This is a genomic window from Plantibacter sp. Leaf314 (assembly GCF_001423185.1).
Lineage (GTDB): Bacteria > Actinomycetota > Actinomycetes > Actinomycetales > Microbacteriaceae > Plantibacter.
The window spans coordinates 231,511-251,175 of the sequence record NZ_LMOB01000003.1; the positions used below are offsets into that span (position 1 = coordinate 231,511).

Below are 19,665 nucleotides of genomic sequence, written 5' to 3' on the forward strand. Positions count from 1 at the left end.
CGGATCAGGACGCGAAGAGGCGCTGCAGCCGCTGGACGCCCTCGAGGAGCTGGTCGTCGCCGAGTGCGTAGCTGAACCGCAGGTACCCGGACGGCCCGAACGCCTCGCCGGGGACGGCGGCGACCTCGGCCTGGTCGAGCATGAGGTCCGCGAGCTCGAGTGAGGTCGTGGGCGTCACGCCGCCGAACGTCCGGCCGAGCAGTGCCGTCACGTCGGGGTAGACGTAGAAGGCGCCCTGCGGCGTGGGCGTCGCGAAGCCGTCGATGGTGTTGAGCTCTTCGACGATGAGCTTGCGACGACGGTCGAAGGCCTCGCGCATGGCCTCCGCAGCATCCTGCGGGCCGGTGAGGGCCGCGATCGCCGCGCGCTGCGCGATGTTGTTCACGTTGCCGGACAGGTGCGACTGGAGGTTGCCGAGCGCCTTGATGGCGTCCGCCGGGCCGACGGTCCACCCCACGCGCCAGCCGGTCATCGCGTAGGTCTTCGCCACCCCGTTGACGAGGAGGGTCTGCTCCGCGAGCTCGGGGACCGCCTCGACGATGGACGTCGCACGGACGCCGTCGTAGGTGAGGTTCTGGTAGATCTCGTCGGAGATGACCCAGATGCCGTGCTCGAGCGCCCACTCGCCGATGGCCTTCGTCTGCTCGGGGGAGTAGACGGAGCCGGTCGGGTTCGACGGCGAGACGAAGAGGAGGACCTTGGTGCGTGGGGTGCGCGCCGCCTCGAGCTGCTCGACCGTGACCTGGTAGTTCTGCGAGGCGTCGGCGAAGACGTCGACCGCGACACCGTCGGCCAGGGCGATGGCCTCCGGGTAGGTGGTCCAGAACGGCGTGGGCACGATGACCTCGTCGCCGGGGTTCAGCAGCACCTGGAACGCCTCGTACACCGACTGCTTACCGCCGTTGGTGACGATGACCCGGCCGGGGTCGACCTCGAGACCGGAGTCGCGGAGCGTCTTCTCGGCGATCGCCGCGCGGAGGTCGGGCAGCCCGGCGGCGGGCGTGTACCGGTGCGCCTTCGGGTCGCGCGCGGCGACGAGGGCGGCCTCGACGATGTGCTCCGGCGTCGGGAAGTCGGGCTCGCCCGCCGCGTAGGAGATGACGGGGCGACCCTGCGCCTGCAGGGCCTTCGCCTTCGCGTCCACCTTCAGCGTGGCGGACTCGGCGATCGCTGCGATCTTCGTGGACAGGCGGGGCGTGGAGGTCGATTCAGGCACGACTCCGAGCGTACCCAACCCGGTGTCGCGAGGACAGTGCGTGACGCGGAACGGACCCTATCGGGACCGGGCGCCGTCGACGGCCGCTGCCGCCCAGGCCACACCGACGCCGATGGCGGCGGAGACGCCCGTCAGGAGGTCCTCACGGGTGACGCCCGACCAGCCGGTGTGGGTCAGGCGTTCGGTCAGCAGCGGCATGGCGGCGAAGGCGAGCAGGAGGACGAAAGTCGGCAGGGACCGGCCCCGGACGATCAACCAGACCGCGGCAGCCGTGAAGGCGCCGATCGCGAAGGACATCGATCCGTACAGCAGGAACGGCGGCGTCGCGTTGGTCACGGTCGCCGACCCGAACGCATGGACCGCGAGACCGGCGACGACGACCGCAGAGGCGAGCACGCGTCTTGCCAGGGAGGCCGGGGCGATCAGGGCACCGGCGATGAGGACCGCGCCGCCCACGAAGAACTGGAGGAGCAGGGTGCCGATGACGTCGGCGTCCGACTGGAGCCACATGACATTCAATCCGCCGCGCATGGCGAGGTAGCCACCCAGGACGACGGCCACGAGCGAGGCACCGTATCGGCTCGACGCGTTCCATCGTGGCATCGCCTGCGTCTCCGGCGAGGTCGTTCCGACCGACGGGAGACGGGCGGGCATCGCTTCCTGAACGTTGTGGGTCATACGCCCGACTCTACGGTGTCGGTCGCGGGGCGGCCAGAGCACGGATGCACCGCCGCTCGCCGTCGGTCCCCGGAAGGATTCCGGGCGGCTTCCGACGACGAGCGGCGGGCAGGAGCGCTGGACGTTGCGCACCTACGCCGGGTCGACCAGGTGGCGGGTGTACGCCGGCACGGTGAGGAAGGTCGGGAACTCGTCGCGGAGCGCCACCTCGCGGAACAGCTCGGCGGCGTCGTCGAAGCGGTCCTCGGCGGTCCGGGGGAGCGAGACGAGCAGCTCGTCGAGGAGGCCCTCGACCCGCTCGCGCGTGATCGGCCGGCCGTCGTCCGTCGCGACGTCCTGGTGGATCCACTGCCAGATCTGCGAGCGGCTGATCTCCGCCGTCGCGGCGTCCTCCATCAGTCCGTCGATGGCCGCCGCGCCGACCCCGCGCAGCCAGGAGTCGAGGTAGCGGACCGTGATCGACACGTTGTCGCGGAGGCCGGCGTCGGTGACGGCACGACCGATGCGCACGTCGAGGAGCTGCGCCGGGGTGACCGACACGTCCTCCCGCAGTCGGTCCAGTTGGTTCGGGCGTTCGCCGAGGATCGCGTCGAACTCGTCCCGCGCGGCCCGGATGAGTCCCGGGTGCGCCACCCAGGTCCCGTCGAACCCGTCGGCCGCCTCCCGTCGCTTGTCGGCCGAGACCTTCTCGATGGCCAGCGCCGTGGCCTCCGGGTCCCGGCTGTTCGGGATGAAGGCCGACATGCCGCCGATCGCGTGCGCGCCGCGGCGGTGACAGGTCTGCACGAGCAACTCGGTGTACGCCCGCATGAAGGGCACCGTCATCGTGACCTCGCTCCGGTCGGGCAGGACGAAGCGGGCACCGCGACCGCGGTAGTGCTTGATGATCGAGAAGATGTAGTCCCACCGTCCGGCGTTCAGCCCGGCGCAGTGGTCTCGGAGCGCGAACAGGATCTCGTCCATCTCGAACGCCGCCGGCAGCGTCTCGATGAGGACGGTCGCACGGATCGTGCCGTGCACCAGTCCCAGGCGCTCCTCCGTGAAGGTGAAGACGTCGTCCCAGAGCTTCGCCTCCTCGCTCGACTCCAGCTTCGGGAGGTAGAAGTACGGCCCTCGACCCGCGGCGATGAGGGCCTCGGCGTTGTGGAACGCGTGCAGGCCGTAGTCGACGAGACTCCCCGACGCCGCCATGGAGGCGCCCGTGCGGTCGACGAAGCGCAGGTGCTTCTCGACCAGATGCCAGCCGCGCGGGCGCATGACGATCGTGGGTGTCTCGGTCGCCGTGACGCGGTACTCCTTGCCCGCCTCGCTCGTGAACGTCAGCTCGCCGCGGATCGCGTCGCGGAGTGAGAGCTGCCCGCCGATGACGTTGGCCCAGGTCGGGCTGGTCGCGTCCTCCTGATCGGCGAGCCAGACGTCCGCGCCGGAGTTGAGCGCGTTGATGGTCATCTTCGGATCGGTCGGACCGGTGATCTCGACCCGGCGGTCCTCGAGGCCGGGACCGGCACCGGCGACCCGCCAGGAGGCGTCTTCACGGATCGCGGCGGTGTCGTCGCGGAACTTCGGGTCACGGCCGTTGCCGATCTCGAATCGTCGGCGCATGCGCTCGGCGAGGCGATCGTGCCGGGCGCCCGCGAACCGCTGGTGCAGCTCGGCGAGGAAGGCGAGGGCGTCCGGCGTGAGGATCTCCTCGGAGCGGTCGAGGCGTCGACCGACCACCTCGATGGCGGGGCCGGTGCGCTTCGTCGGAACCGGTGCCGTGGTGGGCGTGGGCGGGGAGGCGAGGATGGTGTTCATGGGGTGACTCCGTTTCGGATGGAGGTGGTGATGGGTGGGGCAGGGCTCAGTGGAACTGCTGTTCCTCGGTCGATCCGGCGAGGGCGAGGGTGGCGCTGCCGGGGTTGAGTGCGGTCGCGACCAGGTCGAAGTAGCCGGTGCCGACCTCCCGCTGGTGCTTCGTGGCGGTGTAGCCGTGGGCGGCCGAGGCGAACTCGGCCTCCTGCAGGTCGACGTACGCGCTCATCGCCCGCTCCCGGTAGTCGCTCGCCAGCGTGAACATCGAGTGGTTGAGGGCGTGGAAGCCGGCGAGGGTGATGAACTGGAAGGCGTACCCCATCGCGGCGAGTTCGCGCTGGAAGGATGCGATCTGCGCGTCGTCGAGGTGCGACCGCCAGTTGAACGACGGGGAGCAGTTGTAGGCGAGCTTCTTACCGGGGAACCGGTCGTGGACGGCCTCGGCGAAGCGACGGGCGAGGTCGAGGTCGGGTTCCGCCGATTCGACCCAGAGGAGGTCGGCGTACTCCGCGTAGGCGAGGCCGCGGGCGAGCACCGGACCGATGCCGTTCTCCACCTCGTAGAAGCCCTCCGGGGTGCGGTTCCCGTTCAGGAACGGCTGGTCGCGTTCGTCGATGTCGCTCGTGATCAGCGTGGCGGCGAGTGCGTCGGTGCGGGCGATGACGACCGTGGGGACACCGGCGACGTCGGCCGCGAGGCGTGCCGCGTTGAGCGTCCGGATGTGCTGGCCCGTCGGCACGAGGACCTTGCCGCCCATGTGGCCGCACTTCTTCTCGGCCGCGAGCTGGTCCTCCCAATGCACGCCTGCCGCGCCGGCCTGGATCATGCCGGACATGAGCTCGTAGGCGTTCAGTGGGCCGCCGAAGCCCGCTTCCGCGTCGGCGACGATCGGGGCGAGCCAGTCGATCGCCTCCCGTCCCGGGGCTTCGCCGAGGGGCGCCTCGGCGAAGTCGATCTGTTCGGCTCGCAGGAGGGCGTTGTTGATCCGGCGGACGACCGCGGGCACCGAGTTCGACGGGTAGAGGCTCTGATCGGGGTAGGTCTGTCCGGACAGGTTCGCGTCGGCGGCGACCTGCCAACCGGAGAGGTAGATGGCCTTGAGGCCCGCCCTGACCTGCTGGACGGCCTGGTTGCCGGTGAGGGCTCCGAGAGCCGGCACCCACTCCTCGGTGTGGAGGAGGTTCCACAGTCGCTCGGCGCCCCGACGGGCGAGGGTCGGTTCCTCGCGGACGCCGCCGCGGAGCCGGATGACGTCGGCCGCGGTGTAGTCACGGCGGACGCCGTCCCAGCGCGGGTCGGTGTCCCACTCCTCCTGCAGCTCCTCGGCGGTCTGCGTCTGGTCGCCGGCACGGAGCGGGCTGCGGTGGTCGGATGGGCTGGTGGCGGCGTTGCTCACGGTGGCTCCTGAGGGTCGGATGCGGTCGGTCTGGAGATGCTGTGGGACCGATCCTGTGCCCGCCGGATCCCCGATGGCCGTGATCCGTGAGCAGAAGAACGGCCGACCTTCTGGTTGCCGGAACTCCCGGGCCGTGTGAGCATGATCCCCATGACCAGCACCGTCGCTGCTCCACCCGGCTCCGCCTCCCCTGGCGACGCCGCCCCCGCTCACGCCGACGCCCTCGTCCTCGGGCGTCGGATCCGTGACGCCCGCCTGCGCGCCGGACTCACGCTCGACGACCTCGCCCGCGCGATGGACCGCGCTCCGTCGCAGGCGTCGGCCGTCGAGAACGGGCACCGCGAGCCGAGCCTGGCGACGCTCCGCCTCATCGCGGCGGCCGTCGACACCACGGTCGACGACCTCCTCCGCGACGAGCCGCCGAGCGAGCGGGCCGCCCTGGAGATCGCCGTCGAGCGGGCACAACGGGGCACGGTCTTCTCCGCGCTCGGGATCACGCCCATCCGTGTTTCACGGGGAACGGCCGACGAGACCCTGCGCGCCGTCCTCGCGCTCCACGACGAGGTCGCCAGACTGCATCGTGAACGGGCGGCGACGCCGGAGGAGGCGCGCCGGGCGAACGTGGCCCTGCGGGCGGACATGCGGGCCGCCGACAACTACTTCCCCGAGCTCGAGGCCGTCGCGAAGGGGCTCCTCGACGCCGTCGGCTACACGGGTGGACCGGTCTCGCACCAGACCGTCTTGGAGATGGCGCAGTACCTCGGGTTCTCGCTCCACTCGGTCTCCGACCTGCCGCATTCGACTCGATCGGTCACCGATCGGCGGAACGGACGGATCTACCTGCCGACCGAGCCGTCGGTGTCGCGCGACTCGCGATCACCCATCCTGCAGGCGTTCGCCAGTCACCTCTGCGGACATGAGGAGCCGAGAAACTACGCCGACTTTCTGCGGCAGCGCGTCGAGACCAACTATCTGACGGCCGCGCTGCTGCTGCCCGAGCGCGACGCCGTCCGGGTCCTCGGCGCGGCGAAGCAGCTGCGACGCATCTCGATGGAGGACCTGCGCGACGCGTTCGCCGTGTCCTACGAGACGGCCGCACACCGGTTCACGAACCTCGCGACGAAGCATCTCGGTCTCCCGGTGCACTTCATGAAGGTGCACGAGTCGGGGACCATCATCAAGGCGTACGAGAACGACGGCGTGACCTTCCCCTCCGACGTCCTCGGTGCGGTGGAGGGCTCGCCGGTCTGCCGCAACTGGACGGCCAGGACGGTCTTCGACGTCGAGGACCGCTTCAGCCCCTGGTACCAGTACACGGACATGGACACCGGCACCTTCTGGTGCACCTCGCGCATCGAGCGGGCGAAGGAGGGGGAGTACTCGGTGAGTGTCGGGGTGCCGTTCGCGCACGTCAAGTGGTTCCGAGGCCGCGAGACGCCGCACCGGGCCACGTCGAACTGCCCGGACGAGCGGTGCTGTCGACGAGCGTCACCGGCGCTCGCCGAACGCTGGGCCGGGCAGGCCTGGCCGGCGGCGCGGACCCCGACGAGTCTGCTCGCGGCACTGCCGACGGGCTCGTTCCCCGGGGTCGACCCCGTCGAGGTGTACGAGTTCCTGGAGGCCCACGCCCCACCTGCAGTGGAGTGAGCTGAGGCGCCCCGTCACGCCGCGGTCCGCGGAACGACGAGGCGCCTCAGCTCGAGCGGATCAGCTCGCGAGGCGCGGGTAGTCGGTGTAGCCCTCGGCGCCGGGGCCGTAGAAGGTCGCCGGGTTCGGCGTGTTCTCCTCGTGCTCGCCGGCCCAGCGCTCGACGAGGTCCGGGTTCGCGATGGCGAGACGACCGACGGCGACGGCGTCGGCGTGTGCGTGCTCGACGAGCGCGATCGCCTCTTCGCGGGTCGTGACGGTGCCGAAGCCGCTGTTCACGATGAGGTTGCCGCCGAAGTGACCGCGCAGGTCCTGCACGAGGGCGCCGGCCGGCTCCTCGTGGAGGATGCTGAGGTAGGCGAGCCCGAGGGGGGCCAGGGCGTCGAGCAGCGAACCGTAGGTGGCACGGACGTCGGCCTCGTCGGTCTCCGCCGTGTCGCCGGCGCCGTTCATCGGGGAGATGCGGATGCCGACGCGAGCTGCGCCGACGGCCTCGGCCACGGCGCGGACGACCTCCGCGACGTACCCGGCGCGGGCCTCAGGGCTTCCGCCGGCGCGGTCCGTGCGCACGTTGGAGACGGGGGAGAGGAACTCGTGGAGCAGGTAGCCGTTGGCGGCGTGGAGTTCGACGCCGTCGAGCCCGGCCTCGATCGCGTTGCGGGCGGCCTGGACGAACTCGTCGCGGACCGTGTCGAGCTCCTCGGTCGTCAGGGCGTGCGGAACCGGGTACGGCTGTGCGCCGGCCGGGGTGCGGACCTCGCCGGTGATCGCGATGGCGCTCGGCGCGACGATGCGGTCGGTCCCGGTGATGTCGGTGTGCGAGACCCGGCCGCCGTTCATGAGCTGCATGACGATGAGACCGCCCGCGCCGTGCACGGCGTCGGCGACACCTCGCCAGCCGGCGACCTGCTCGGGGGTGACGATCCCGGGCTGCCCCGGGTAGGAACGCGACTCGGCACTCGGGTAGGTGCCTTCGGTGATGATGAGGCCGAGGCCCGCGCGCTGTCCGTAGTGCTCGGCGACGAGGTCGCCGGGGACGCCGTCGGCACCGGAACGCATCCGCGTGAGCGGTGCCATGACGACGCGGTTGGCGAGTTCGAGGTCGCCGAGACGGACGGGGGCGAAGAGATCCATGCGGGTGGTGCCTTTCGTGGGGGTGCGGTGCGCGGACGACGCAGCCTCAGGAGGCAACCCTGGATCGTGGACCGGTATTCCGATGAGGCTTCTGAACCTTGTGCTTCTCGCATTCCAGTCGCTAAGCTCAATGCGTGCTCGTCGAGCTCTGTCCCCGCAGCTCGCGGCGAGCACGGCCCGGTACCGACGAATCCGAGGGGGAGGCGTCGGTACCGGGTCCCATTGGGGTGCCGCCTGGCGAGCGATCCTGGCGAAGCCTGTCAGGATACGGAGATGCCAGCCCCCCGATTCGGTCTCGCCGCAGACCTCCGCCGTCCGGAGTCGGGCGAGCGCGCCGAGCGCGTGACCTTCGTCGAGCTCTTCTTCGACCTCGTCTTCGTCTTCGCGCTCACCCAGTTGAGCAAGCTCATCGCCGACGACCAGAGCGTGACCGCGGCGCTCGAGTCGGTCGTCCTCATCCTCGCGCTGTGGTGGTCCTGGGTCTCGACGAGCTGGGTGACGAACTGGCTCGACCCGGAACGCCTCGCCGTACGGCTCGCCCTCATCGGCTTCGGACTGCTCGCCTTCGTGGCTGCGGTCTCCGTCTCGGCGTCCTTCGCGGACCGCGCGCTGGCGTTCGCGGTCGCGTACGTCGTGCTGCAGCTCATCCGCACCCTCTTCATGGTGGTCGCGACCTGGCGGCACGACCGCGACGTCGCCCTGAGTTTCGCCCGCGTCCTCGTCTGGGCGGCGCTCGCCGGGGTCTTCTGGATCGCGGGCGCCCTGGTGCCCTCCGAGTGGCAGCTCCCGCTCTGGGTGGCGGCGGTCGCCATCGAGTACGGCGGTGGGGCGCTCGGCTTCCGCCTCCCGGGCATGCAACGGTCGGAGGTCGAGAGCTGGGACCTCTCCGGCGCGCACCTCTCGGAGCGGGCGTCCCTGTTCATCATCATCGCCATCGGTGAATCGCTGCTCGTAACCGGGTTCGCGTTCGTCGAACTCGAGACCTCACCCGAGGCGGTCGTCGCGATGCTGAGCGCCTTCGTCTCCGCCGCCGCCCTGTGGTGGCTGTACTTCCACCGCACCGAGGCCGTGGGGCGACACGCGGTGGAGGCCGCCGAGGAGGAGGCCGACCGAGCGAAGGACCATCAGCCCGCACGCCGCGGTCCGGGTCGTCTCGGACGCATCGCGCGAGACGGCTACAGCTACGCCCATGTCGTCATCGTGGCCGGGATCGTGCTCGTCTCGGTGGGAGATAAGGAGATCCTCGACCGTCCGGCCGCCGCGGTCGAGCTCGCCGGAGGCGTCGTCATCGTCGGTGGCCCGGCGCTGTACCTCGTCGGCCTCCTGCTGTTCCGCTTCGTCGTCGACCGAGCCCTGCCGGTCGCCCCGCTCGTCGGGCTCGCCGCGCTCGCCGGTTGTGCGCTCGCCGCCCTCTTCGTACCGAACCTGGGCGAGCTCGCCCTCGGCTGCCTCTGCACCGCGGCGCTCGTCGTGGCCGCGCTCACCGATACGGCTCGCCCGACGCGGCGGGTCACTTCGGAGGAGTCGGCCTGATCTGCTCGGCGTCACGGTGCGGCCCGGTGTCGTACCGTGCGCCACCCTCGTCGCTCGGTTGTGCGGCGAGCCAGATGAAGAAGAACCACCCGAAGATCGGGACCAGGGCGATCAGCTGCCACCACCCGCTGTGATCGGTGTCGTGCATGCGTCGGGCGCCGAGCGACAGACCGGGGATGATCGTCGCGAGTCCCCAGATCCCGTACAGGACGCTCTGGGCACCCCAGGCCGGCCCTTCGGAGAGGTCGCCCTCCCAGAACGCCGAGGTCATGCCGGTGGAGACGTCGACGGCCCGCCCGATGGCCAGGAGCGCCAGGGCGATCACCGCGTTGAGGAGCGTCCACCACCAGAACTCACTGCGGCTCGCGCGTCCCGTGAAGATCGGGTAGCGCGCCCAGAATCTGCCGAAGGCCTGGAGCGGTGAGGCTCCCGGAAGCGGGCTGTCGTCCGCGAAGCGCGCAGGGATCCGGCGGTCGTGCTCGCCGTCCGCGCCGGTCGTGGTCGGTCCGTGTTCGTCTGCGCTGCTCATCGTCCCCCCCCGAGGTCGAATCCGTCTTGACGATCCCTACGCTATCAAATCTCCGGCAGGTGTTGTATTTCAGTTGCACATGTGAAATATTAATACCAACAACCCAAGCCGATCTCGGCCCGACTCTGGAGAATCCCCATGACCACCGTTCTGTCCCCCCGCTCCCGCCGCCTCGTCCGCTGGGCTGCACTGCCCGTCGCCGTCCTGGCGAGCGGCGTCATCGTCTCGACCGCGTCCTACTCCGCCTTCACGTCTTCGACCGACAACCCCGGCAACGCCTGGAGTGCCGGATCGATCGCGCTCTCCGACGACGACTCCGGCGCGGCCATGTTCGCCGCCGAGGACCTCCAGCCCGGTTCGGTCGGCGAGAACTGCATCGCGATCACCTCCGACGGATCGCTCGAGTCGGACATCCGTCTCTACGCCGACAACGCCGTTCAGGAGAAGGGTCTCGACCAGTACCTCCGGCTCGAGATCGTGCAAGGCGAGGGCGGCGGGTACGGGTCCTGCGAGGACTTCGTCCCGGCGGCGTCGGGCGCCACCGTCTACAGCGGCACCCTGGCAGCTCTCGCCTCCGCCGCCGTCGACCACGCCTCAGGGATCGGCTCGTGGGCGTCCGCCGGTGGTGGCGAGGAGCGTGTCTTCAAGGTCTCCTACACGCTGACCGCCGACGCCCCCAACACGGTCCAGGGCGGATCCGCCACCGTCGACCTCGTCTGGGAGGGTCGCACGGCCACGTCCTGACCCGACCGGGATGCCCTCGGTCCGAGACCGAGGGCGCCCGCCGTCGCCTCCTCCACCCGCCGCCCTCGACACCCCTGGACTCCTCGTGAACGACACATCGCTCCGCCGGCGCCTCTGGCCGCAGGTGCTCACCGTCGTCGCACTCGGCGCCCGTGTCCTCGCCCTGCTCGCGCTGTGCCTCCTCGCGTGGGCCGCGGTACCGAGGCTCGCGGGCTGGATGCCGACCACGGTGGCCTCCGGCTCGATGGAACCGCGCATCCTCACCGGCGACGTCGTCGTCTCGATGCCGATCGACGGCAAGGACGTGAGCAGCGGTCAGGTGGTGCTCGTCGACGATCCGGCCACCGACGGGTCACTCCTCCTCCACCGGGTGGTGGATCGGGAGGCCGGCGGTCTGCGCTTGCAGGGTGATGCCAATCGGCAGCCGGATCGACTCCTGGTCGACGACGCGGCCGTGCGTGGGGTCGCCGTCCTCCGGGTGCCCTTCATCGGCCTTCCGACCGTCTGGGCGCGAGCCGGGGACTGGGTGCCGCTCGCGCTCACCGGTCTCCTCGCGGTGGGGGTCGGTGGCGCCGTCCTCGGGACGCGCCGACTCCTCGACGAGGAGGGCGGAGCCCGATCGCCGCAGCATCCGCGCCGCGCCGCACTCCCCATCGCCGGCGCGGCGCTCGCTGCGGCGCTCGCCGTCTCGTCCGTCCTGCCGACGGCCGGAGCGACGTGGGCGGCGAGCACCGAGGCGGCCGGGAACCGTCTCGCCGCGGGCACCTTCTCCTGCTTCAACGCGCCGCTCAGCGCGCCGGTGATCCAGTTCGACTTCAACGAGCCGACGGGGACCGCGGTGATCAACCACGGCACCGGGCCGTGGGCCGCCTCACTCGGCAGCGAGGCCTCACGGGTCGCGGGTGGGTGTGGCGACAGCCCGTTCGTCCGCCTGGACGGCTCGAGCCGCACGCAGATCACGATGAACATGCCGGCCGTCGCCCCGCTCGCGTTCAGTCTCGAGGGCTGGTTCCGGACCAGTCAGGCGCAGGGGGAGGTGCTGGGCTTCGGGAACCAGAACGGGGCGGGGTCCGCGGTCAGTGACCGGCACGTCTACATCGGGCCGGACGGGCACCTGAACTTCGGCATCCTGAACACGGGTGTGCACGCCATCACCACCTCGGAGTCCGTCGCCGACGGCGCTTGGCACCACGTCGCAGCGACGTCGTCGCCGGAGACGGGCATGGCGCTGTACCTCGACGGCGACCTCGTGGGGACCGATCCGGCCGCGCTCACGGGGGAGATGCTGGGGTACTGGCGGATCGGCTTCGACGAGGTGCCCGCGGACTGGCCGAACGCCCCGACGTCCTCCTGGTTCGTCGGAGACCTCGACACGATCGCGATCTCCCACCAGGTCCTCTCGGCTACGGAGGCGCATGATCACGCCGCCGCCGGCCGGCAGTGAGCGACACGTCCCGCTGGCAGGGCGCTCGCCGGTTTTACAGCCGGGCAGCCGTGCCGTACACTGGATGGAGGTAGTTGAAATCTGCCATGATTTTCTGCGCCTGTTTTCCATCCTCGTGATGTCAGGCACGGTGCAGCAAGTCGGGGTAGATTCGACCCCTCCAGTGCAACAGCGCTGAAGGGCGGTGGCTCAATTGGTAGAGCAGCGGTCTCCAAAACCGCAGGTTGCAGGTTCAAGTCCTGTCCGCCCTGCGAGTCGGTGCATATGCACCGGCACACGAAAGGTGTAACGAGTGGCCCCGAAGAGTACCGACACGCCCGGTGAGGACGTCGTCGTCAAGGCGAAGGCGGACCGTGCCGAACGGCGCGGCTTCTTCTCGGGCATCGTCCTGTTCCTGAAGCAGGTCTTCGCGGAACTCAAGAAGGTCGTCACGCCGACGCGGAAGGAACTCCTCAGCTACACGGCTGTCGTGCTCATCTTCGTCTGCATCATGATGGCCCTCGTCTACGGCATCGACTTCGTCTTCGCCTGGGTCGTCACCCTGGTGTTCGGCACCGCGAGTTAGTCCCGCTCAGGTTCCGGTGCTCCGGCCCGGTACCCGGGCTCCATCATCACCGACGGCGACACCGCCGTCACGCGCCAGCCTCTGGCGCCGCGGCCGGGATCAACCGTGATCCGCACAACAGAAACGGAATGGAAATCAGTGTCTGAGCGAAACTCGAACGACGTCGACTGGGCAACCGCTGCCGAGCAGTCCTCGGAGGACGACGAGGCCCAGGAGGGCAACGTGCTCTCGGCCGACGAGCACTCCGTCGACCCCGCTGAGCACAACGCCGTCCACGTCGAAGAGACCGGCGACACCGAGGTCGACCTCGACGCCATGCTCGACGCGATGGCGGAAGCCGTCGACCCCGAGGCCGACGCCGTCGTCGACGACGCGCTCGAGCTCGACGAGGCCGCCGAGGTCGAAGCAGCCGCCGAGGCCATCGCCGAGGAAGAGGCCGAGCCGCTCGACGCCGAAGCGGACGCCGACGCCGAGCCCGCTGAAGAGACCGAGGAAGACCCCTACGACGCCTTCCGCAAGGAACTCCGCTTCCTGCCGGGCAAGTGGTACGTCATCCACTCCTACGCCGGATTCGAGCGCAAGGTGAAGGCCAACATCGAGCAGCGCAAGTCGACGCTCGAGGTCGCGGACTACATCTACCAGGTCGAGGTCCCCATGGAGGACGTCGTCGAGATCAAGAACGGTCAGCGCAAGATGGTCACGCGCGTCCGGATCCCCGGCTACGTGCTCGTGCGCATGGACCTCAACGAGGACAGCTGGTCGGTCGTCCGCCACACGCCTGGCGTCACCGGCTTCGTGGGCAACGCCCACAACCCGACGCCCCTCCGCTTCGAAGAGTCCTTCAACATGCTGAAGTCGCTCGTCGAGGTCAAGGAGACCGCGCCCGCCAAGGGCTCCGGCACGAAGGGCAGCGCCACGCAGCAGCGTGTCATCCCCGCCGAGGTCGACTTCGAGATCGGCGAGACGATCACCATCAAGGAAGGCTCGTTCGCGGGTCTCCCCGGATCGATCAGCGAGATCAAGCCCGAGAGCGGCAAGCTCACGGTGCTCGTCTCCCTCTTCGAGCGCGAGACCCCGGTCGAGCTCAGCTTCGACCAGGTCACCAAGCTCTAGCCCACCAGGCTCCCCAGTCCACCGCCGCCCGACGGGCGCGCGGGAGAGCACACATCATCCGATGGTGCTCGAACCCCAGAAGAAGGAAGAAACATGGCACCGAAGAAGAAGGTCACGGGTCTCATCAAGCTGCAGATCCAGGCCGGCGCCGCGAACCCCGCTCCCCCCATCGGCCCCGCCCTTGGTCAGCACGGCGTCAACATCATGGAATTCTGCAAGGCGTACAACGCGGCCACCGAGTCGCAGCGCGGCAACGTCATCCCCGTCGAGATCACCGTCTACGAGGACCGTTCGTTCACCTTCATCCTGAAGACCCCGCCCGCAGCGGAGCTCATCAAGAAGGCCGCCGGCGTCGCCAAGGGCTCCGGTACCCCGCACACCGTCAAGGTCGCGAAGCTCACCAAGGAGCAGGTCCGTCAGATCGCCGAGCAGAAGGCTCCCGACCTGAACTCGAACGACATCGACGCAGCCGCGAAGATCATCGCCGGCACCGCCCGCTCCATGGGCATCACGGTCGAGGGCTAGTCCTTCCGATCCGCACCGGGTGAGCCATCCAGGCCACACCCGCGCACGACTCTTTTTTCACTCGTGGCAGCGCCGGCCAGGCGCAGATGACCACATTTCTCATAGGAGAACGCACATGGCACAGAAGTCGAAGGCCTACCGGGCCGCAGTCGAGAAGATCGAGGCTGACAAGTTCTACACGCCGAACGAGGCAGTCGCTCTCGCCAAGGAGACCGGTTCCGCCAAGTTCAACAGCACCGTCGAGGTCGCCCTCAAGCTCGGTGTCGACCCGCGCAAGGCGGACCAGATGGTCCGTGGCACGGTCATCCTCCCGCACGGCACGGGCAAGACCGCCCGCGTGATCGTCTTCGCGACGGGCCCGGCAGCAGAGGCCGCCATCGCGGCCGGCGCTGACGAGGTCGGTGGCGACGAGCTCATCGCGAAGGTCGCCGAGGGCTACACCTCCTTCGACTCCGCGGTCTCGACCCCGGAACTCATGGGTAAGGTCGGCCGTCTCGGAAAGGTCCTCGGTCCGCGTGGCCTCATGCCGAACCCGAAGACCGGCACCGTGACGCCGGACGTGGCCAAGGCCGTGTCCGACATCAAGGGCGGAAAGATCGAGTTCCGCGTCGACAAGCACTCCAACGTGCACTTCGTCGTGGGCAAGGCTTCGTTCGACGCCGCGCAGCTCGAGGAGAACATCAACACCGCGCTCGAGGAGATCCTCCGCCTCAAGCCGTCCTCCTCGAAGGGCCGCTACATCCAGAAGGGCGCCGTGTCGACCACGTTCGGCCCCGGCATCCCGCTGGACGTCAACTCCATCTAGTCACACCCGTACGAAGGCCCGGTCGCAGCAGTGCGACCGGGCCTTCGTCGTTCCCGCCGGCAGCGTCGTTCCCACCGTCAGGCGACCCCGTAGGATGCGGGGATGGTCTCCACCCGTCCTGCCACCGCCGACGACGCGGCGACGCTCTCCACGCTCGCCGCCGCGACCTTCGGGCTCGCGTGCCCACCGGGGACGACGCCGGCGGACATCGATGCATTCATCGCGCAGCACTTCACCCTGGAACACTTCGAGGAGTACCTCGGAAGCACCAACCGGGCGGTGCGCCTGCTGCTCGCCGAGGACGGCACGGCCATCGGATACACGATGCTCGTGTTCGGCGAGCCGACCGACCCGGACGTCCTCGCCGTGGTCACGCCCCGGCCGACGGTGGAGCTCAGCAAGCTGTACGTCCTCGCCGACGGGCATGGTGGCGGCGTGGCCCGCGTGCTCATGGAGGCGACGCTCGACGACGCCCTCGAGCACGGCGCCTCCTCGGTCTGGCTCGGCGTCAACCAGCAGAACGCGAGGGCGATCCGCTTCTACGAGAAGAGCGGGTTCGTCGTCGTCGGCCGCAAGACGTTCCTCGTCGGCTCCGAGCGGCACGACGACTTCGTGATGGAACGGGTCTCGGGGTGAACCACCCCGGTCCCTGAGCCTGTCGAAGGGCGCGCTCAGCCGTCGGCGACCTTCAGGACGATCTTGCCCTTGGCATGACCGCCCTCGAGGACGGTGTGGGCCTGGTGCACCTCGTCGAGCTCGAACACCTGGTCGACGAAGACCCGGACGTCGCCGGACTCGAGCAGACGCCCGATGGTGTCGAGCGTCGAGCCGTCCGGGGCGACCCGGAACGTCGTGGCCCGGACGCCGACGGCTCGGGCATCCTCGACCAGCGTCGGCCACGACCCCGTCGGCGCGTTCACGATGAGGCCGCCCGGACGCAGGACGGACAGCGATCGTGTCCCCGTGTCGTCGACCGTGTTGCCGATGAGGTCGATCACGACGTCGACCTCCGAGACCACGTCCTCGAACCGCACGGCGTCGTGGTCGACGGCCTGGTGCGCGCCCAGTTCCCGCAACCAGCCCACGTTCCGGCCGGAGCCGGTGGCGATCACCCGCGCCCCGAAGTAGGCGGCGAACTGGACGGCGAAGTGGCCGACCCCACCACTGCCCGCGTGGATCAGGATGCGCTGGCCCTCGTGCGCTTTCGCGACGTCCACGACCATGCCCCAGGCGGTGAGCGCGGCGAGGGGCACCCCGGCGGCCTCGACGTGCGAGAGCGTCGTCGGCTTCCGCGTGAGGCTCAGGGAGGAGACGGCGACGTACTCCGCGTAACTGCCGCCGGTCCGCGGGAACGCGGTCATCCCGTAGACCTCGTCGCCCGGGAGCAGGCCGGCTGCGGGGAAGGGCGACTCCACGACGATGCCGCTGAAGTCGTATCCGAGGACGGCCGGCATGGTCGCGATGGCCGAGGAGACCCCTCGCCCCGACCGGGTCTTCGCGTCGATGGGGTTCACTCCGGCGGCGACGACGCGGACGAGGAACTCCGCCATCACGGGCTTCGGCGTCGGCACCGTCTGCATGTGGAACACCTCGGGGCTCCCGACCGTGTCGATCACCGCAGCCCGCATGTGCTCCGGTGCCGGCTTGACCGCATCAGTGGTGGTCGCCAGCGACCACGAGTGTCCGGCTCCTTGACGCATCGGGTACTCCTTCGTCGTTCGTCCCCCGAACATTCCACCCGACGGAGGTCGGCTCGGCGACGAGTCTCGCTCCGGCACGTGGTCCGGCTCTGTTCTCATCAAAGCCGCCGAATGAGTCGGCACTGTTACGGCGGTGTCAATTGGGTGGAAACGATTCCCCCACCTCGAGGGACACGACGGATGTCGGGTACTGCGGGGCCGCGCGGTCGGTCCGATACAGTGGCGCCATGCGTGCACTGTTCGGAGTCATCAGGATCCTCGCCGGCGGGGTGATCATCGCCGCGATCGTCGGACAGTTCGTCTACACGCTGTCGTTCGGCGATGCGCCGGTGGACTTCGTCGTGAACTTCTTCAGCTACTTCACGATCCTCTCGAACGCGTTGAGTGCGATCGTGCTCCTGATCGGCGCCGGCTTCTGCTTCCGGATGCGACGCGATCCCGCCTGGTACAACCTCCTCCTCGGCAGTGTCGTCACCTACATGGCGACCACCGGGGTGGTCTACAACCTGTTGCTCCGCGGCATCCAGCTCGACCAGGGACACACCCTCGGGTGGTCGAACGAGGTGTTGCACCTCATCGCGCCGATCTATCTGGTGGTGGTCTGGATCGTCACGCCCGGGAAGTCCCGACTGGAGTGGCGGCAGGTGTGGGGGATCATCGCGTTCCCGCTGGTCTGGACCGTGTACACGATGATCCGTGGCGCGATCGTCGGTTGGTACCCGTACCCGTTCCTCAACCCGGCTCAGCCCGGCGGGGTCGGCGCGGTGATCGTGTACATCATCGCCATCGCGGGATTCATCGGCCTCATGGGGTGCGCGGTGATCGCCCTCAGTCGGACCCGGTTGATCCGAGGGTGAGTCGCACGATGTCGTCCATGCCGGGCCTCGCCGCCGGCACCCGTTCGCGAGCCCGCCGCCGACCCGCCCTCGTGTTCGCCACCGTCGGTGGCGTCCTCGTCGTGGTCGCCGCGATCCTGATCTGGGCCGCGCGGCTCAGCCTGGCCAAGAACAGCTACGTGAGCGGGCTCGGCGCCACCGGCGAGGTCACGGCGCCCGTGTTCAACGCGGCGCTCCTCATGGTGGCGGTCGGTGGTCTCAGCATCGCGGTGGCCCTGCAGCGGGCGGCGCGCCCGGGCCGTGGACGTCCGCAGCGGTCCCGGATCGCGGGCATCCTCGTCCCCTGGCTGCTTGTCGCCGGTTCGAGCGTCTGCTTCTTCGTCGCCTCGCAGGTGACCTGCACGTACGAGTGCCCCATCCCCTCGAGCCCGCTGTTCACCGTGCAGGACGCGGTGCACATCTCCTTCGCGGTCCTCGGATTCACGCTCGCCTGCCTCGCCATGATCGGCTCCGCGATCGGTGCCCGGCTCCGGGTCGTCCGGCGCGTGTCGTGGGTGGCCGGTGCGGCCGTCGCGGTCGTCGCCGGCATCGGCGGTCTGCTGTCGCTCGCCGAGATCGGGCAGCAGGTGGGCAGTTGGTTGGAGTTCGCGGCGATGACGATCGCGTTGCTCTGGTTGGTCGGGTGCGGGCTGGCGGAGGCGGTCACCGTCGGGCGGTCGGACGACGGCGGGGGTGTCACCTCGATGGAGGAGGACGCACCTCAGTTCGACACGGCGTCCGGGCTCCGCGGCTGAGTCATCGCGTCGACGGCGGGCGCCGACAGGGCTTCGCGGAGCACCATGATCGCGGCTCCCAGGACACCGGCCTCCTCGCCGGCCGTGGACGTGACGATGCCGAGGTGGCCGGTGGCGAGGGGCATGGAGCGACGGTAGACGACCTCGCGGACGCCGGTGAGGAGATGACCGCCCGCCCGGGTCATGGTGCCGCCGAGGACGATCACCGAGGGGTTGAGGAGGTTGACGACGACGCTGAGGACCTCGCCGATCTCGCGGCCGGCCTGCCGCGTGGTCTCGATCGCCGCGCGGTCACCCGCACGGATGAGGGCGGCGACGTCGCGGCTGCTCGAGGCCTCGACCCCCTGGGCGCGCAGCGCGGTCGCGATCGCGGGTCCGCTCGCGATGGCTTCGAGGTCGCGTTCGTCGTCGACCGGCCGGGGTGAGTCGCGCCCGACGGGAACCTGGACGTGACCGATGTCACCGGCGGCACCGAGGGCGCCCCGCTGCAGCTCGCCACCGGCGATGATGCCGGCACCGATGCCGGTCGAGACCTTCACGTACACGAGGTCGTCCGTGTCCGGCCAGGAGATCGCGTGCTCGCCGAGGGCGAGGACGTTGACGTCGTTGTCGACGAGGACCGGGACGTCGATCGTCCGGCGGATGTAGGCGGGCACGTCGAAGCGGTCCCATCCGGGCATGATGGGCGGATTCGTCGGGCGGCCGGTGGAGTGCTCGACGGGACCGGGCAGCCCGACGCCGACGCCGATGACGAGCGGGGCGGTGGGTTGCGGCGTCGTCCAGGCGAGCGGGTCGGCGAGGAGCGCGGTCGCCGCCTCGACCACCCAGTCCAGGACGGGTTCCGGGCCGGCGGAGATCTCGAGTTCGGCTCGACTCGTCGCGAGGATGGAGCCGGCGAGGTCGGTGACGGCGACCGTCCCGTGCGTCGCGCCGAGGTCGACGGCGACCACGACGCGCGCCAGCGGGTTGAACGCGATCCGGGCCGGCGGGCGGCCCCCTGAGGACGCGGCCTCCCCGGCCGGGCGGAGCAGGTCGGCGTCGACGAGGGCGTCGATGCGCAGGGACACGGTGGAGCGCGCGAGTCCCGTGAGCGTGCAGAGCTCGGACTTCGTCCGCGCCTCACCGCTCCGGAAGAGCTGGAAGAGGTCGCCGGCGCCCGGTGCTCCGGGGGAGGGGCGTTGCGGCTCGTTCATGGGGCACAGTCAACCATCT

19 protein-coding genes and 1 tRNA gene are annotated in these 19,665 nt (G+C 69.8%); 12 read left to right on the plus strand and 8 right to left on the minus strand.

Translation table 11 applies throughout. The features are described from left to right. Positions 1-4: 4 nt before the first annotated feature. From ASF68_RS17200 to aceA, 4 genes are all read right to left on the minus strand, one after another. A complete protein-coding gene (locus ASF68_RS17200; protein ID WP_157580578.1) occupies positions 5-1,216 on the minus strand; it encodes a pyridoxal phosphate-dependent aminotransferase in 1,212 nt (403 codons plus the stop codon). A gap of 57 nt (positions 1,217-1,273) precedes the next feature. Beyond that, complete coding sequence (locus tag ASF68_RS17205; protein WP_157580581.1) at positions 1,274-1,894, minus strand: hypothetical protein; 621 nt, start codon at positions 1,892-1,894, stop codon at positions 1,274-1,276. A gap of 132 nt (positions 1,895-2,026) precedes the next feature. Further along, positions 2,027-3,691 carry a malate synthase A gene (gene aceB, locus ASF68_RS17210; RefSeq protein ID WP_082498785.1) on the minus strand — a complete coding sequence of 555 codons (1,665 nt, stop codon included), beginning with the start codon at positions 3,689-3,691 and terminating at the stop codon, positions 2,027-2,029. A gap of 46 nt (positions 3,692-3,737) precedes the next feature. Next, positions 3,738-5,084 (minus strand): isocitrate lyase, encoded by a 1,347-nt coding sequence (gene aceA, locus ASF68_RS17215; RefSeq protein ID WP_056014056.1) that lies wholly within the window; start codon positions 5,082-5,084, stop codon positions 3,738-3,740. Positions 5,085-5,234: 150 nt separating this feature from the next. Here aceA and ASF68_RS17220 point away from each other — a divergent pair, with 150 nt between their 5' ends. Beyond that, on the plus strand, positions 5,235-6,731 hold the full coding sequence (locus tag ASF68_RS17220; protein WP_157580584.1) for a helix-turn-helix transcriptional regulator: 1,497 nt from the start codon (positions 5,235-5,237) through the stop codon (positions 6,729-6,731). Positions 6,732-6,791: 60 nt separating this feature from the next. Here the strand turns inward: ASF68_RS17220 and ASF68_RS17225 are convergent, their stop codons facing one another. After that, positions 6,792-7,865 (minus strand): alkene reductase, encoded by a 1,074-nt coding sequence (locus ASF68_RS17225; protein ID WP_056014059.1) that lies wholly within the window; start codon positions 7,863-7,865, stop codon positions 6,792-6,794. Between the two features lie 273 nt (positions 7,866-8,138). Between ASF68_RS17225 and ASF68_RS17230 the strand changes: the two genes are divergently transcribed. Further along, on the plus strand, positions 8,139-9,398 hold the full coding sequence (locus ASF68_RS17230; protein WP_056014060.1) for a low temperature requirement protein A: 1,260 nt from the start codon (positions 8,139-8,141) through the stop codon (positions 9,396-9,398). Here the strand turns inward: ASF68_RS17230 and ASF68_RS17235 are convergent. Continuing rightward, complete coding sequence (locus tag ASF68_RS17235) at positions 9,376-9,927, minus strand: DUF805 domain-containing protein (RefSeq protein WP_056014063.1); 552 nt, start codon at positions 9,925-9,927, stop codon at positions 9,376-9,378. The genes ASF68_RS17230 and ASF68_RS17235 overlap by 23 nt on opposite strands. 138 nt (positions 9,928-10,065) lie before the next feature. Between ASF68_RS17235 and ASF68_RS17240 the strand changes: the two genes are divergently transcribed. The 8 genes from ASF68_RS17240 (at position 10,066) to ASF68_RS17275 (ending at position 15,759) form a co-directional block, all read left to right on the plus strand. After that, on the plus strand, positions 10,066-10,671 hold the full coding sequence (locus tag ASF68_RS17240; RefSeq protein ID WP_056014065.1) for a hypothetical protein: 606 nt from the start codon (positions 10,066-10,068) through the stop codon (positions 10,669-10,671). A gap of 85 nt (positions 10,672-10,756) precedes the next feature. Further along, a complete protein-coding gene (locus ASF68_RS17245) occupies positions 10,757-12,115 on the plus strand; it encodes a LamG-like jellyroll fold domain-containing protein (protein ID WP_056014067.1) in 1,359 nt (452 codons plus the stop codon). 178 nt (positions 12,116-12,293) lie between these two features. Further along, positions 12,294-12,366, plus strand: a tRNA-Trp gene (locus tag ASF68_RS17250). A gap of 41 nt (positions 12,367-12,407) precedes the next feature. Continuing rightward, positions 12,408-12,680: a preprotein translocase subunit SecE gene (secE, locus tag ASF68_RS17255; RefSeq protein WP_056014068.1), complete on the plus strand. Its 273-nt coding sequence runs from the start codon at positions 12,408-12,410 to the stop codon at positions 12,678-12,680. 138 nt (positions 12,681-12,818) lie between these two features. After that, a complete protein-coding gene (gene nusG, locus ASF68_RS17260) occupies positions 12,819-13,793 on the plus strand; it encodes a transcription termination/antitermination protein NusG (protein WP_056014071.1) in 975 nt (324 codons plus the stop codon). A gap of 93 nt (positions 13,794-13,886) precedes the next feature. Beyond that, positions 13,887-14,318: a 50S ribosomal protein L11 gene (gene rplK, locus ASF68_RS17265; RefSeq protein WP_056014074.1), complete on the plus strand. Its 432-nt coding sequence runs from the start codon at positions 13,887-13,889 to the stop codon at positions 14,316-14,318. Positions 14,319-14,433: 115 nt separating this feature from the next. Next, a complete protein-coding gene (gene rplA, locus ASF68_RS17270) occupies positions 14,434-15,123 on the plus strand; it encodes a 50S ribosomal protein L1 (RefSeq protein WP_056014076.1) in 690 nt (229 codons plus the stop codon). A gap of 102 nt (positions 15,124-15,225) precedes the next feature. After that, positions 15,226-15,759 carry an N-acetyltransferase gene (locus ASF68_RS17275; RefSeq protein ID WP_056014079.1) on the plus strand — a complete coding sequence of 178 codons (534 nt, stop codon included), beginning with the start codon at positions 15,226-15,228 and terminating at the stop codon, positions 15,757-15,759. Positions 15,760-15,794: 35 nt separating this feature from the next. Here ASF68_RS17275 and ASF68_RS17280 read toward each other — a convergent pair whose 3' ends face one another. After that, positions 15,795-16,823, minus strand: coding sequence for an NADP-dependent oxidoreductase (locus tag ASF68_RS17280; RefSeq protein ID WP_369796522.1), 1,029 nt, complete (start codon positions 16,821-16,823; stop codon positions 15,795-15,797). A gap of 227 nt (positions 16,824-17,050) precedes the next feature. Here ASF68_RS17280 and ASF68_RS17285 point away from each other — a divergent pair, with 227 nt between their 5' ends. Then, positions 17,051-17,680, plus strand: coding sequence for a Pr6Pr family membrane protein (locus ASF68_RS17285; protein WP_056014082.1), 630 nt, complete (start codon positions 17,051-17,053; stop codon positions 17,678-17,680). An 8-nt stretch (positions 17,681-17,688) separates the two neighbouring features. Then, positions 17,689-18,453 carry a DUF998 domain-containing protein gene (locus tag ASF68_RS17290; protein ID WP_157580587.1) on the plus strand — a complete coding sequence of 255 codons (765 nt, stop codon included), beginning with the start codon at positions 17,689-17,691 and terminating at the stop codon, positions 18,451-18,453. On the opposite strand, the gene ASF68_RS17295 is transcribed toward ASF68_RS17290, so the two are convergent. After that, complete coding sequence (locus ASF68_RS17295; RefSeq protein WP_056014088.1) at positions 18,420-19,646, minus strand: ROK family transcriptional regulator; 1,227 nt, start codon at positions 19,644-19,646, stop codon at positions 18,420-18,422. The two genes, ASF68_RS17290 and ASF68_RS17295, sit on opposite strands and share 34 nt — an antisense overlap. Positions 19,647-19,665 lie beyond the last annotated feature (19 nt).

Bases quoted from the DNA above. Each gene is read 5' to 3' on its own strand.
- ASF68_RS17205 (WP_157580581.1), bottom strand. From the start codon at position 1,894: ATGACCCACAACGTTCAGGAAGCGATGCCCGCCCGTCTCCCGTCGGTC.
- aceB (WP_082498785.1), bottom strand. From the start codon at position 3,691: ATGAACACCATCCTCGCCTCCCCGCCCACGCCCACCACGGCACCGGTT.
- ASF68_RS17220 (WP_157580584.1), top strand. From the start codon at position 5,235: ATGACCAGCACCGTCGCTGCTCCACCCGGCTCCGCCTCCCCTGGCGAC.
- ASF68_RS17225 (WP_056014059.1), bottom strand. From the start codon at position 7,865: ATGGATCTCTTCGCCCCCGTCCGTCTCGGCGACCTCGAACTCGCCAAC.
- ASF68_RS17230 (WP_056014060.1), top strand. From the start codon at position 8,139: ATGCCAGCCCCCCGATTCGGTCTCGCCGCAGACCTCCGCCGTCCGGAG.
- ASF68_RS17235 (WP_056014063.1), bottom strand. From the start codon at position 9,927: ATGAGCAGCGCAGACGAACACGGACCGACCACGACCGGCGCGGACGGC.
- ASF68_RS17240 (WP_056014065.1), top strand. From the start codon at position 10,066: ATGACCACCGTTCTGTCCCCCCGCTCCCGCCGCCTCGTCCGCTGGGCT.
- rplK (WP_056014074.1), top strand. From the start codon at position 13,887: ATGGCACCGAAGAAGAAGGTCACGGGTCTCATCAAGCTGCAGATCCAG.
- rplA (WP_056014076.1), top strand. From the start codon at position 14,434: ATGGCACAGAAGTCGAAGGCCTACCGGGCCGCAGTCGAGAAGATCGAG.
- ASF68_RS17275 (WP_056014079.1), top strand. From the start codon at position 15,226: ATGGTCTCCACCCGTCCTGCCACCGCCGACGACGCGGCGACGCTCTCC.
- ASF68_RS17280 (WP_369796522.1), bottom strand. From the start codon at position 16,823: ATGCGTCAAGGAGCCGGACACTCGTGGTCGCTGGCGACCACCACTGAT.
- ASF68_RS17285 (WP_056014082.1), top strand. From the start codon at position 17,051: ATGCGTGCACTGTTCGGAGTCATCAGGATCCTCGCCGGCGGGGTGATC.
- ASF68_RS17290 (WP_157580587.1), top strand. From the start codon at position 17,689: ATGTCGTCCATGCCGGGCCTCGCCGCCGGCACCCGTTCGCGAGCCCGC.
- ASF68_RS17295 (WP_056014088.1), bottom strand. From the start codon at position 19,646: ATGAACGAGCCGCAACGCCCCTCCCCCGGAGCACCGGGCGCCGGCGAC.